The sequence below is a fragment of the Phytohabitans maris genome (assembly GCF_031085175.1).
In the GTDB taxonomy this organism is placed as follows: Bacteria; Actinomycetota; Actinomycetes; order Mycobacteriales; family Micromonosporaceae; genus Phytohabitans; species Phytohabitans maris.
On record NZ_JAVHUY010000052.1, the window covers coordinates 56,607 to 69,710 of the forward strand.

11 protein-coding genes and 2 pseudogenes are annotated in these 13,104 nt (G+C 73.6%); 11 read left to right on the forward strand and 2 right to left on the reverse strand.

The window, feature by feature from the left end:
- The first annotated feature begins 2 nt into the window (after positions 1 to 2).
- From RB614_RS37385 to RB614_RS37410, 6 genes are all read left to right on the forward strand, one after another.
- Positions 3 to 560, forward strand: coding sequence for a 2-oxoacid:acceptor oxidoreductase family protein (locus tag RB614_RS37385; RefSeq protein WP_308717437.1), 558 nt, complete (start codon positions 3 to 5; stop codon positions 558 to 560).
- A complete protein-coding gene (locus tag RB614_RS37390; RefSeq protein WP_308717438.1) occupies positions 553 to 1,728 on the forward strand; it encodes a transketolase C-terminal domain-containing protein in 1,176 nt (391 codons plus the stop codon). Before RB614_RS37385 ends, RB614_RS37390 begins: the two co-directional genes overlap by 8 nt.
- Before the next feature lie 156 nt (positions 1,729 to 1,884).
- Entirely contained in the window at positions 1,885 to 2,910 is a 1,026-nt protein-coding gene (locus RB614_RS37395; RefSeq protein WP_308717439.1) for a thiamine pyrophosphate-dependent enzyme, read from the forward strand.
- The gene (locus tag RB614_RS37400; RefSeq protein ID WP_308717440.1) at positions 2,907 to 4,526 is read left to right on the forward strand and encodes an NAD(P)-binding protein; all 1,620 of its coding nucleotides are present in this window, start codon (positions 2,907 to 2,909) and stop codon (positions 4,524 to 4,526) included. The genes RB614_RS37395 and RB614_RS37400 overlap by 4 nt, the downstream gene beginning before the upstream one ends.
- 38 nt (positions 4,527 to 4,564) lie before the next feature.
- The gene (locus RB614_RS37405) at positions 4,565 to 4,798 is read left to right on the forward strand and encodes a three-helix bundle dimerization domain-containing protein (RefSeq protein WP_308717441.1); all 234 of its coding nucleotides are present in this window, start codon (positions 4,565 to 4,567) and stop codon (positions 4,796 to 4,798) included.
- A 75-nt stretch (positions 4,799 to 4,873) separates the two neighbouring features.
- The gene (locus RB614_RS37410) at positions 4,874 to 6,529 is read left to right on the forward strand and encodes a sensor histidine kinase (RefSeq protein WP_308717447.1); all 1,656 of its coding nucleotides are present in this window, start codon (positions 4,874 to 4,876) and stop codon (positions 6,527 to 6,529) included.
- 88 nt (positions 6,530 to 6,617) lie between these two features.
- Here the strand turns inward: RB614_RS37410 and RB614_RS37415 are convergent, their stop codons facing one another.
- Both RB614_RS37415 and RB614_RS37420 read right to left on the reverse strand, forming a co-directional pair.
- The gene (locus RB614_RS37415) at positions 6,618 to 7,259 is read right to left on the reverse strand and encodes a response regulator transcription factor (RefSeq protein WP_308717442.1); all 642 of its coding nucleotides are present in this window, start codon (positions 7,257 to 7,259) and stop codon (positions 6,618 to 6,620) included.
- Between the two features lie 63 nt (positions 7,260 to 7,322).
- Entirely contained in the window at positions 7,323 to 8,030 is a 708-nt protein-coding gene (locus RB614_RS37420; protein WP_308717443.1) for a CBS domain-containing protein, read from the reverse strand.
- Positions 8,031 to 8,202: 172 nt separating this feature from the next.
- On the opposite strand from RB614_RS37420, the gene RB614_RS37425 reads away from it, so the two are divergent.
- The 5 genes and pseudogenes from RB614_RS37425 to RB614_RS44510 form a co-directional block, all read left to right on the forward strand.
- Positions 8,203 to 9,186, forward strand: a complete 984-nt coding sequence (locus tag RB614_RS37425) for an Acg family FMN-binding oxidoreductase (RefSeq protein WP_308717444.1) — start codon at positions 8,203 to 8,205, stop codon at positions 9,184 to 9,186.
- Between the two features lie 2 nt (positions 9,187 to 9,188).
- On the forward strand, positions 9,189 to 10,181 hold the full coding sequence (locus RB614_RS37430; protein WP_308717445.1) for a universal stress protein: 993 nt from the start codon (positions 9,189 to 9,191) through the stop codon (positions 10,179 to 10,181).
- Positions 10,181 to 11,167: an Acg family FMN-binding oxidoreductase gene (locus tag RB614_RS37435; protein ID WP_428983187.1), complete on the forward strand. Its 987-nt coding sequence runs from the start codon at positions 10,181 to 10,183 to the stop codon at positions 11,165 to 11,167. Before RB614_RS37430 ends, RB614_RS37435 begins: the two co-directional genes overlap by 1 nt.
- Before the next feature lie 90 nt (positions 11,168 to 11,257).
- Positions 11,258 to 12,253: pseudogene (locus RB614_RS44505) on the forward strand (transposase); the annotation flags it as partial.
- 144 nt (positions 12,254 to 12,397) lie between these two features.
- Positions 12,398 to 12,934: pseudogene (locus RB614_RS44510) on the forward strand (transposase); the annotation flags it as partial.
- Positions 12,935 to 13,104: the final 170 nt, after the last annotated feature.

The window sequence follows — 13,104 nt, forward strand, 5'->3', positions numbered from 1 at the left end:
TCATGTTCGAGGTACGCATCCACGGCCGCGGCGGCCAGGGCGTGGTCACCGCCGCCGAGCTGCTGGCCGCCGCCGCGTTCGCCGAGGGGCGCTCCGCGCAGGCGTTCCCCAGCTTCGGCTCGGAACGGACCGGCGCGCCGGTGGTCGCGTTCTGCCGGATCGCCGAGCGGCCGATCCGGCTGCGCGAGCCGATCCTGCGGCCGGACGCGCTGATCGTGCAGGACGCCACGCTGCTGCGCCGGACGGACGTGCTGGCCGGGCTCGCCGACGGCGGGTTCGTGCTGGTCAACTCGACCCGGACGGCGGCCGACCTCGGCCTGCCCGGCCGGGTCGTCACGGTGCCCGCGTCCCGGCTGGCCCGCGAACACCTCGGCCGCCCGCTGCCCAACGCCGCGCTGCTCGGCGGCTTCGCCGCGCTCTGCGCCCTGATCCGCCTCGAGTCGGTGACCGCGGCGATCCGGGCCCGGTTCGCCGGGCCGCTCGGCGACGCCAACGCGGCCGCCGCGGCCGCGGCGTACGACCTCGTCCACGCCGGCCGGAAGGAGCCAACCCGTGCTTAGCCAGATCGAGGGTTCCCGGGCGGTCGCCGAGACGGTCGCGCGCTGCCGGCCGCAGGTGATCTGCGCGTACCCGATCTCCCCGCAGACGCACATCGTCGAGGCGCTCTCCGCGCTCGTGAAGTCCGGACGGCTCGCCGGGTGCGAGTTCGTCAACGTGGAAAGCGAGTTCGCGGCGATGTCCGTCGCGATCGGCGCGAGCGCGGCCGGCGCCCGGGCGTACACCGCGACCGCCAGCCAGGGCCTGCTCTACATGGCCGAGGCGCTCTACAACGCCTCCGGGCTGGGGCTGCCGATCGTGATGACCGTCGCCAACCGGGCCATCGGCGCGCCGATCAACATCTGGAACGACCACAGCGACGCGATGAGCCAGCGCGACTCCGGCTGGATCCAGCTCTACGCCGAGGACAACCAGGCCGCCGCCGACCTGCACGTGCTCGCCTTCCGGCTGGCCGAGGAGCTCTCCACGCCGGTGATGGTCTGCATGGACGGCTTCGTGCTCACCCACGCGGTGGAGGCCGTCGACGTACCGGGCCAGGCGGCGGCGGACCGCTTCCTGCCGCCGTTCCAGCCGCGCCAGGTCCTCGACCCGGACGCGCCGGTCACCATCGGCGCGATGGTGGGGCCGGAGGCGTTCACCGAGGTCCGGTACCTGGCCCACGTCAACCAGCTCGCCGCGCTGGCCCGGATGTCGGAGCTGGCCCGGGAGTTCACGGCCACCTTCGACCGGCCGCTCGCCCCGCTCGTGTCGCCGTACCGGTGCGCGGACGCGGAGACCGTCGTCGTGGCGCTCGGCTCGGTGCTCGGCACCCTCAAGGACACGGTGGACGACCTGCGCGCCGCAGGCGTACCGGTGGGGGTGCTCGGCCTGACCGCGTTCCGGCCGTTCCCGGTCGAGGCGATCCGGGCGGCGATCGGGCCGGCGCGCCGGGTCGTGGTGCTGGAGCGGGCCTTCGCCGCGGGCGTGGGCGGCATCGTCGCCGCCGACCTGGCCGGCGCGCTGCCCGACCGGGAGATGCACACCGTCGTCGCCGGCCTCGGCGGCCGCCCGGTGACCCGCGACTCGCTGCGCGAGGCGCTCGCCGCGGCGTTCTCCGGGAAGCTGGCCCCGCTGACCTTCCTCGACCTGGACGAGCGGCTGTTGCGGGCCGCCGAGGAGGTGCCCTCATGAGCGAGCGGAGCGAGCGAATCATCGGGCGCAGTGCGGTCGGAGCCTCGTGGCCGCCCGCAGCGAAGCGAGGACGGCCATGAGCGAGCGGAGCGAGCGAATCATCGGGCGCAGTGCGGTCGGAGCCTCGTGGCCGCCCGCAGCGAAGCGAGGACGGCCATGAGCGAGCGGGTTCGGTTCTTCCAGACCGGGAGCTTCGCGGTCGGCAACCGGCTGCTGCCGCTGGACGCCCGCACCGTGCAGTCGGACCCCAGCCGGAGCAACTCGCTCACCTCGGGGCACCGGGCCTGCCGCGGGTGCGGTGAGGCGCTCGGCGCCCGGTACGTGCTGGACGCGGCGATGCGGGCGACCGGCGGCCGGCTGGTCACCGTCAACGCCACCGGCTGCCTGGAGGTCTTCTCCACGCCGTATCCGGAGACGTCGTGGCGGGTGCCCTGGCTGCACTCCCTCTTCGGCAACGCCCCGGCGGTCGCCAGCGGGGTCGCCACCGCCCTCAAGGCGCGCGGCCGCACCGACATCCGGGTGCTCGGGCAGGGCGGCGACGGCGGCACCGTGGACATCGGCTTCGGCTGCCTCTCCGGCATGTTCGAGCGCGGCGACGACGTGCTGTTCGTCTGCTACGACAACCAGGGGTACATGAACACCGGCGTGCAGCGGTCGGGCGCGACCCCGCCGGCCGCCCGTACCTCCACGACCCAGGCGGTCGGGCCGGAGCCGGGCAACGTCTTCGGGCAGGGCAAGAGCGCGCCGCTCATCGCGATGGCGCACGAGATCCCGTACGTCGCCACCGCCACCATCGCCGACCTGCACGACCTGGAGTCCAAAGTGGAGCGGGCGATGGGCTTCCACGGGGCGCGCTACCTGCACGTGCTCGTACCCTGCCCGCTGGGGTGGGGCGGCGACGCCGCGCAGACGGTCCGGATCGCCCGGCTCGCCGTCGAGAGTGGACTGTTTCCGGTCTTCGAGGCCGAGCGGGGCGAGGTGACCGCGGTGTCGCCGATCCGGCACCGGGTGCCGGTCGAGGAGTACCTGCGGCCGCAGGCCCGCTTCCGGCACCTGTTCGAGCCGGAGCGCCGGGCCGACGTCATCGACCGCCTGCAGGCCGGCGCCGACCGCAACATCGAACGCTTCGGGCTGCTCCGCGCGGAGGAGCGCTTCGGGCCGCCACTCGGGGAGGGATCGTGAAAGCACCGTTCGCCATCACGCTGCGGGTCGGCAGCAGCCTGGCCAACAAGACCGGCGCCTGGCGCACCGAGCGCCCCGTCTACGTGGACCGCCTCCCGCCCTGTAACGACGCCTGCCCCGCCGGTGAGAACGTGCAGCGCTGGCTCTACCACGCCGAGTCCGGCGAATACGAGACGGCCTGGCGCGAACTGATGCGGGACAACCCGTTCCCGGCCGTCATGGGGCGGGTCTGCTACCACCCGTGCCAGACCGCCTGCAACCGCGGAAAGCTGGACGAGGAGGTCGGCATCAACGCGGTCGAGCGGTTCCTCGGCGACGAGGCGATCCGCCGCGGCTGGACGGTGTCGGTGACCGCGCCGCCCACCGGCAAGCGGGTGCTGGTCGTCGGCGCCGGCCCGTCCGGCCTGGCCGCCGCGTACCACCTGCGGCTGCTCGGCCACGAGGTCACCGTCCGGGACGCGGCGCCCAGGGCCGGCGGCATGATGCGGTACGGCATTCCCGCGTACCGGCTGGCCCGGGACGTGCTGGACGCCGAGGTCGACCGGATCGCCGCGATGGGCGTCACGATCGAGCTGTCCAGCCCGGTGCCGGACGCCGCCGCGGCCCTGCGCGACTTCGACGCCGTCTTCCTCGCCGTCGGCGCGCAACTGAGCCGCCGTACCGAGATCCCGGCCGGCGACTCGGCCCGGATCCTCGACGCGCTCGGCGTGCTGCGCGACGTGTCCGAGGGCGAGCCTCCGCTGCTCGGCCGCCGGGTGGTCGTCTACGGCGGCGGCAACACCGCGATGGACGTGGCCCGCACCGCCCGCCGGCTCGGCGCGACCGACGCCGTCGTGGTGTACCGGCGCACCCGCGAGCGCATGCCGGCCCAGCCCTTCGAGGTGGCCGAGGCCGAGCAGGAGGGCGTGCGGATGCGCTGGCTCTCCACCATCGCGGCCGCCGACGGCGGGACCGTCACGGTGGAGCGGATGCGGCTGGACGAGACCGGCTTCCCCCGGCCCACCGGCGAGTACGAGGAGCTGGCCGCCGACTCGGTCGTCCTCGCCATCGGGCAGGACGTGGACCGCTCGGTCGTGGCCACGCTGCCGCGGGTCTCGGTGGCGGACGGCGTGGTCCAGGTCGGCGCCGACATGATGACCGGGCAGCCGGGCGTCTTCGCCGGCGGCGACATGGTGCCCTCCCCGCGCACGGTCACCGCCGCCGTCGGGCACGGCAAGCAGGCCGCGCGGTACATCGACGGCTGGCTGCGCGGCGAGCCGTACGCGCCGCCGCCGCGGCACCCGCTGGCCACCTTCGAGCGCCTCAACACCTGGTACTACAGCGACGCGCCGGCCACGGTGCGCCCCACGCTGGACGCCGCCCGGCGGGTCTCCACCTTCGCCGAGGTGGTCGGCGGGCTGGACGAGGGCTCCGCGCTGTTCGAGGCGCGCCGCTGCATGTCCTGCGGCAACTGCTTCGAGTGCGACAACTGCTTCGGCGTCTGCCCGGACAACGCCGTGGTGAAGCTGGGGCCGGGTGAGCGGTACGCGATCGACCTGGACTTCTGCAAGGGCTGTGGCATCTGCGTCACCGAGTGCCCGTGCGGCGCCATCGACCTGGTCCCCGAGGAAACCTGACGAAGGACCCGGGGAAAGACCTGAGGAAGGGATCGGCAATGCCACAGGCGCTTCTGGACGACCGGGAGCGGGAACATCTCCTCTCCCGCCTCGCCGCCCGGTACGCGGGCGTCTACAGCCCTGAGCGGGTGCGCGAGGCGGTCGCCGAGGTGTACGCGCGCTTCGACGGCGCCAAGGTGCACACGTACGTGCCACTGCTCGCCGAGCGCGCCGTACGCGAGCTGCTGGAGACCTCCGGCGGGACGGGCCCGGACCTCGTGACTGGCGGGTGAGCGCCCCGGTACGATCCGAGCGTGGCTGGCCGGGATGAGCAGGACGAAGAGGCGTGGGCGTCGCCGTCGCTGGGGTTGAGCCCGCTGTCCCGGGTCCGGCTGGACGAGCTGTTGCAGGAGCTGCTCGACCGGGTCGGTGAGGTCGTCGCCAGCCGGGAGCGGCTGCGCTCGCTGCTGGACGCGGTGGTCGGCATCGGCAGCGGCCTGGAGCTGCGCGGCGTGCTGACCCGGATCGTCGAGGCGGCCAGCGCCCTGGTCGGCGCCCGTTACGGGGCATTGGGCGTGATCGGTCCGGACCGCACGCTCGTGGAGTTCATCACGCACGGCGTCTCCACGGAGGTGCACGCCCAGATCGGCGACCTGCCGCGCGGCCGGGGCGTGCTGGGCCTGCTGATCGAAGACCCGCGCCCGGTCCGGCTCCCCGACATCACCAAACACCCCAACTCATACGGCTTCCCCCCGAACCACCCACCGATGCACAGCTTCCTCGGCACCCCGATCCGGATCCGGGACCAGGTCTTCGGCAACCTGTACCTGGCCGAGAAGCAGGGCGCGACGCAGTTCACCCAGGACGACGAGGAGATCGCCGTCGCGCTGGCCGCGGCGGCCGGCGTCGCGATCGAAAACGCCCGGCTGTACGCGACGGCGCACCGCCGCGAGCGCTGGCTGGCCGCCACCGCCGAGATCACCAACGTGCTGCTCGGCCAGGTCAACCGCACCAGCGCCCTGCAGCTCGTCGCCCGCCGCGCCCGCGAGGTCGCCGAGGCCCAGATCGTCCTGGTGCTGCTCGCCGACGAGGACACCGGCCACCTCACGGTCGAGGTGGTCGACGGCGACGCCCCCGACCTGTCCAGCGCGGTCGTGTCGCTGAGCGACACCGTCTTCGCCCAGGCGATCGGCGACGCCGGCCACGTGCTCGTCGACGACCTCGGCAAGGCCGCCCCCTGGCCCGGCCCGGTCAGCACCGGACCGGCCCTGATCACCCCGCTCGCGGCCGCCGACACCCTGCACGGCGTGCTCGTCGTCGCCCACCCCGCCGGGGCCTCCAGCCAGCCGGAGGACCTGCCCATGCTGCGCACCTTCGCCGGCCAGGCCGCCCTCGCCCTCGAGCGGGCCCGGGCCCAGGACGAGCGCGAGCAGATCCTCGTCCTCGAAGACCGCGAGCGGATCGCCCGCGACCTGCACGACGTGGTCATCCAGCGGCTCTTCGCCACCGGCCTGCACCTGCAGACCACCGCGCAGCTCGCCACCCGCCCCGAGCTCGGTCAGCGGATCAGCACCGCGGTCGACGACCTCGACACCACGATCCGCGACATCCGCACCGCGATCTTCGAGCTCCGTACCCCGGTGAACGCCACCCTGCGCACCGAGATCCGCGACCTGATCGCGGAGGCCGCCCAGACGCTCGGTTTCCGTCCTGACCTGCGGCTCTCCGGCCCGATCGACAGCGCTGTCCCCGACCAGATCCGCCCCGACCTGCTGGCGGTCATCCGCGAGACGCTCTCCAACACCGCCCGCCACGCGCGCGCCACGACCGCGCACATCACCATCGAGGCGACCGGCGGCCAGCTCACCGTCACGGTCGCCGACAACGGCGTCGGCGTCGCCGACACCCAGCCCCGCGGCGGCCTGGTCAACCTCCGCGAGCGCGCCACCCTGCGCGGCGGCGCCTTCACCATCGCCCCGAACACCCCGACCGGCACCGCGATCGTCTGGTCCGTCCCGATCTAGAGCCGCCCTCCGGCGTCCGTGATCGAAGCTCCCCTCACGTCGCTAGAACGGCATGAGGGGAGCTTCGATCACGTTTGCCGCGGGTGGCTCAGGGCTTGTGCTCGCCGAGCAGTCGGGTGGCGAGCACCGCGGCCTGGGTGCGGCGCTCCAGGCCGAGCTTGGCCAGGAGGCTGGAGACGTAGTTCTTCACCGTCTTCTCGGCCAGGAACATCCGGCCGGCGATCTCGCGGTTGGTCAGGCCCTCCGCGACGTACTCCAGGATGCGCCGCTCCTGCTCGGTCAGCGACTTCAGCTCGCGTGGCTCCTCGACGCCGTGCCGGATGCGCTCCAGCACGCGGGCGGTGACCGCCGGGTCGAGCAGCGACTGGCCGGCCGCCACCCGGCGCACGGCGTCGACCAGGTCGGTGCCGCGGATCTGCTTCAGCACGTATCCCGCGGCGCCGGCCATGATGGCCGCGAAGAGCGCCTCGTCGTCCTCGTACGACGTCAGGATCAAGCCCTTGATGGAGGAGTCGACGGCGCGCACGTCCCGGCACACGTCGATGCCGCTGCCGTCGGGCAGCCGGCCGTCGAGGATCGCCACGTCGGGGCGGAGCGCCGGGATCCGGCGGGCCGCCTCCTGCGCCGAGCCGGACTCCCCGACCACCTCGATGTCACCTTCGGCCTGCAGCAGGTCGGCCAGGCCGCGCCGGACCACCTCATGGTCGTCGAGGAGGAAGACTCTGATCACCCCTCCTTTGTACCGAGTCGATCGCCACTTGTCACAGGGCCGGCCGGTGTGGGTGCTGCGGGACTAAGGTCCCGTGCTGCTGAACGGGTGTGAGCGGTACCACTCGGAGCCGGACAGCTCGGTGTCGTCCAGCTCGTACGTCAGGTGGTCGTCGACCGCGACCACGCCCGGCACGGCGGCGACCAGCTGGACGGCGAGCTCCGCCATCGTCCGCCGGTCGAGGTGACCGCTCAGGGTGACCAGGCCGTTGTCGACCTTGACGTCCACGACGAGCGGCTCGAGCCACAGCGTGCGGAGCAGCACCTCGTCGTTGATGTCGTGCCGCAGCTCCTCGTCCGCGCGCAGGTGGACCTTCAGCAGGTCGGAGCGGGCCACGATGCCGGTGAGCACGCCGTCCTCGTCGACCACGGCGAGGCGCTTGACGCCCTTGTCGGTCATCAGCCGGGCGGCGGCGGCCAGCGAGGTCTTCGCGCCGGCGGTGACCGCGGGCCTGGTCATCAGCTCCCGCGCCACCGTCCCCTCGCCCTTCTCCCGGCGGGACCGCCGGCGGCTGGGGAAGATCCGGGGGTGGGCGACCGCTCCGGCGAACTCCACCTTGTACAGCAGGTCGGCCTCGGAGACGACGCCGACGACGCGCCGGTCCGCGTCGACCACGGGCACCGCGCTGATCCGGCGGTCGGCGAGGAGCTCCACGATGGTCCGGTAGGTGGCGTCCTCCGGGACCGCCACGACGTCCCTCGTCATGACGTCCGCGACCGTCCACTTTCTCATGGCGTTCTCCTTCCACGCCCGCCCGCCGGGACGGCAGGTCTCCACCTCCATGGCACACCGGATGGCACATACGGGACAGGGTCGGAGGGCCCGCCGGCGCCTGGCTAGCGGCCCTTCAGCGGCGGCCGGTACCCGGAGCACCGTTGACACATACCGGGAGCAGGAGGACGACATGAGCCGCCACATCATCGAGCCGCTCGCCGAGGCGGCCCAGCGGGCGCTGCGGGCACCGTCGGCGTTCAACTCCCAGCCGTGGCGCTGGCGGGTCGGCGCCGGCGTCCTGGACCTGTACGCGGACCGCAAGCGCCAGCTCGCGGTGACCGACCCGGACGGGCGCCTGCTCGTCCTCGGCTGCGGCGCCGCGCTGCACCACGTACGGGTGGCGCTGGCCGCGGCCGGGCACGAGGTCGAAGTGGTCCGGTTTCCCGACCCGGCCGACCCGGACCTGGTCGCCCGCCTGCGGGTGACCGGCACCCGCCGCCCGGCGCGGGCCGAGGTGGCGCTCGACGAGGCCATCCCGGACCGGCGCACGGACCGGCGGGCGTTCGGCGAGCGGTCGGTGCCGCCCGCCGCGCTGAACCGGCTCCGCGCCGCCGTGGAGGCCGAGGGCGCGTTCCTGCACGTGGTCCGCGCGGACCAGATGCCGATGCTCGCGGTCGTGACCGGCGACGCCGCCGCGGCGGAGGTGGCCGACCCCGAGTACCGGGCCGAGGTGTACCGGTGGACCCACCGGCCGCCGTGGACCGGGGACGGGGTGCCGGCCGGCGTCGCGGTCCGCCAGGTGCCGCGCCGGGTGATGCTGCGCGACCACGCGCTGGGCGGCGAGGCCGGGCTGGAGCCGGGCGGCGGCAACGACCGCGGCGCGGCGTACACGGTGCTCTTCGGGCGGGACGACACGCCGCTGTCCTGGCTGCGGGCCGGTGAAGCGCTCTCCGCGCTGCTGCTGACGGCGGTGGTGGAGGGGCTGTCGGCGGCGCCGATCTCGGACGCGATCGAGCTCGCCTGGCCGCGCCGGCTCATGCGCGACCTGCTCTCCGATGTCGGCGAGCCATATCTGGTCGTCCGGCTGGGTATCCCCGCGGAGTCCGCCGAGCTGCCGCCGGTACCCCGACGCGCCCCGGACGACGTCATCGAGCTCACGGAACGGGAGGAGTAGCCGTGCGACCCACGATCCTGGTCGGCCTCGGCGGCAGCGGCGGCTGGCAGGCGCTGGCCTGGGCGACCGACGAGGCGGCCGGCACCGGCGCCAACCTGGTGCTGCTGCACGCCTGCCCGCCGGACTCGCCCCTGGCCGCCCGCGCGCCCTCCCCCTCGCTGGCCGTCGTCGAGCTGTTCGACCCGTCGCTGGCCCGGGCGGTCGCGACCACCCGGGCCCGGCTCGGCGGCGACCGCGTACAACTGCGGCTGCTGCCCGGCCGGCCGGGCCCGCTGCTGGTCACGGCCGCCGCCCGGGCCAGCCTCGTGGTGGTTGGGCCACCGGCGGGGCGATACCCCGGCGGGTACGGCAGCACGACGCACCACGTCCTCGCCCACTGCCCCGGGCCCGTGGTCGTGGTCCGCCCGATCACCGCGAGCCGGGGCGCCACCCTGCTCGGCCACGTGGTGGTCGGCGTGGACGGCCAGGGCGACCCCGACCCGGCGCTGGAGTTCGCGTTCGAGAGGGCAGCCAGCCACCGGGCCGTCCTCGCCGCCGTGCACGTGACCACCCGCCAGCACGAGGACTACTGGTTCGACCAGACCACGCTGGAAACGCACTTCTCGGCCGAACCGGCCGCCCTGGACCTGCTGGGGCGCGCGATCGAGCCGTGGACCCGCCAGTACCCGCGGGTGCCGGTGAAGTGCGCGGTCTACGCCGGGCGGCCCCTGCCCGGCCTGCTCCGGGCCGCACAGGGCGCCCGGCTGCTGGTGCTCGGCGACCACGGCCACGGCCAGCTCGGCCCGGCCGGGCGGGCCCTGCTCGGCAGCGTCGCGCACGGCGCGGTGGACGGGGCGACCGGGCCGGTCGCGGTCGTCCGGCGGCCGGACTCCCGGTCGCCGGGTCTGCGGGCGGCCGCGCGCGACGGATCGGACCACCGGCCACCGGGCTACCGGCCGCCGGACCGCGACGGATCGGGCTTCCGGTCGTCGGAGCGGGAGGGAGCCACGACATGATCATCACCGGGTACACGACCGCCGTCCTGGAGAAGGCGGTCCGGGCGGCGGTCCACGCGCCGTCGATGCACAACAGCCAGCCGTGGCGGTTCCGGCTGCGGGACGGCGGCATCGACGTACGGGTGGAGCGCGGCCGCCCGCTGCCCGTCGCCGGCCACGGCCACCTCGACGACTGGGCCGTCCACCTGGCCTGCGGGGCCGCGGTGTTCAACCTCCGGCTGGCCCTGGCCGCCGAAGGCACGCCCGCGCGGGTGCGGCTCTGCCCCGACCCGGAGGACCCGGACGTGGTCGCCCGGCTCATGCCGGACAGCCCGGCCATGGCCAGCCCGGCCGAGCTGGCCCTGCTCGACGCCGTACCGCGCCGGCACAGCAGCCGCCTGCCGTTCTTCCCGCAGCCGGTACCCGGCGAGACCCGCTGGCGGCTCGTGGACGCCGCCCGGGCCGAGGGCGCCTGGCTGGAGCTCGTCGTCGGGACCGCGGCGGTCGAGGCGCTGGGGCAGCTCGCGCAGAGCGCCAACCGCGTCCTCGAACGCGACCCCGGGTACCGGGACGAGATCACCCGCTGGACCCGCGGCGGCCTCTCCGCCGACGGCGTGCCCGCCCGCGCCGGTGGGCCGGTCGCCGAACCGCAGGACCTGCTCCCCCAGCGACCGTTCGGCGAGCGCACCCGGGCGCCGGGGCGGGACTTCGAGCCGGAGCCGCTCGTCGCGGTGCTCGGCTCGGCCGGCGACACCACCGTCGACCGGCTCACCGCCGGCCAGGCGCTGCAGCGGGTCCTGCTCACCGCCACCGACGCCCGGCTGGTCGCGTCGATGATCTCCCAACCGATCGAGGTGCCGGCCGCCCGGGAGCGCCTGCGCACCGCGCTGGGCCGGTTCGGGATCCCGCAGATGGTCATGCGGATCGGGTACGGCCAGCCGGGCTGGCCCACGCCGCGCCGCGACGTCGCCGACGTCGTCGACGCCCCCCTTGCGGGCTCAGCGTGATCGAAGCTCCCGTCAAGTCGCTAGGAGTCCACTGAATAATGGTGGGCATGTCTTCCGTCCTGGTCTGTATTGATATGTGAAGATGTTTGGGTGCAGGGTGTAGAGCGTGCTGACCGGCGGCTGTTGGACGCGGCCGCTCTGGTCGGTCATCTGGTTCCGGCCGGGAGCATGTACGCGTTTCTGGCGGACTGTCGGGGTCGGGTGTTCCCGGACGAGTTGTTCGCGGATCTGTTCCCATCGGCCAAGGGGCGGCGGTCGATCCCGGGGTCGGTGGCGGCGTCGATTTTGACGTTGCAGACGTTGTTGGACTACTCCGACGCGGAGGCTGCCGAGGCGGCCCGGTGTGACCTGCGGTGGAAGGTCGCCTGCGGGCTGGCGTTGGACGACAAGGGGTTCCACCCGTCGACGTTGACGTACTGGCGGCGCCGGTTGGCGAACTCGGATCGCCCGTACCGGGTCAACGACGCGGTCCGGCAGGTGGTCGAGGCGACCGGGATTCTGCGCGGACGGCGGCGGCGGGCGGTCGATTCCACGATCCTGGACGACGCGGTCGCCACCCAGGACACCATCACCCAACTGATCGCCCAGATCCGCCGGGTGGCCCGGGTGGTGCCCGGCGCTGCGGAGCAGATCGCGGCCGTGTGTGGCGGGCACGACTACAGCCGGCCGGGAAAGCCGGACATCGACTGGGACGACCCGGATGCCAAACAGGCCCTGGTTTCGACGCTGGTCAACGACGCCAACAACCTGGTCGCGGCGCTGGCCGAGGCGAAGCTCGACGAGCCCGCGCAGCAGGCGGTCGCGCTGTTGGCGTTGGTGGCCGGGCAGGACGTGGAACCGGCCGACGGCTCCGATGGCACTGACGGGCGGTGGCGGATCGCCCGCAAGGTCGCCGAAGACCGGGTCATCTCCACCGTTGACCCACAGGCCCGACACACCCGCAAGTCGCCGCAGGCCCGCCGGGACGGCTACCGCGCCCACATCGCCGCCGAGCCGGACACCGGCATCATCACCGACGAACAACTCACCAAAGCCTGCGGACCTGACAACGCCGACGCCGCCGTCGCGCAACAATTCCTCGCCAACGGCCCCACCAACACCAACAGCGAACCCAACAGCGACAGCGACAGCGAACCCAACACCACAGCCGGCGTCGGCGACGACGACACCGGGCCCGAGCAGCCCACCGGCCGCCCAGACCAGACCGCTCAGGAATGGTACGGCGACTGCGCCTACGGCACCGGCGACCTACGCAACGCCCTCGACCAGGCCGGACACACCGCGATCATCAAACCCAAACCATCGCAATCCCCGATCCGGGGCGGCTTCACCATCGACGACTTCACCGTCAACACCGACCAGCAGACCGTCACCTGCCCAGCCGCACACACCCGACCGATCAGCCCGGCCACCCGCACCGCCGACTTCGGCACACGGTGCCGCACCTGCCCACTACAGACCCGGTGCACCAAATCCAAGACCGGCCGCAAGATCGTACTCAACGAACACGACGCCCTACTACGCCAAGCCCGAGCCGACTGGCGAACCGACCCCACCCTCCGCGACCGCTACCGCCGACACCGACCCAACATCGAACGCGTCATCGCCCAAGTAGCCAGCCGCGGCCGACGCCGACTCAAACTGCGCTACCACGGCATCCACGCCAACCACACCTGGCTCAAACAACGCACCGCCGCACTCAACCTCCGCAACCTGATCAACCGCGGCCTGCACTGGACCAACGGATGGACCCTCGCCACCAGCTGACCAGCCACCACCGGGCCCGAAGACACCACCACAGAGCCCACCAAGCGACCCCCGCAGCGCCCACACCCGCACCACCACCCCCCCCCGACCCAACCAACCCACCGGCAGCCAAACCCAGGCACCCACCCCACCGCCAACCTCAAGAACGCCGATATTCAGCGCCTTCCTAG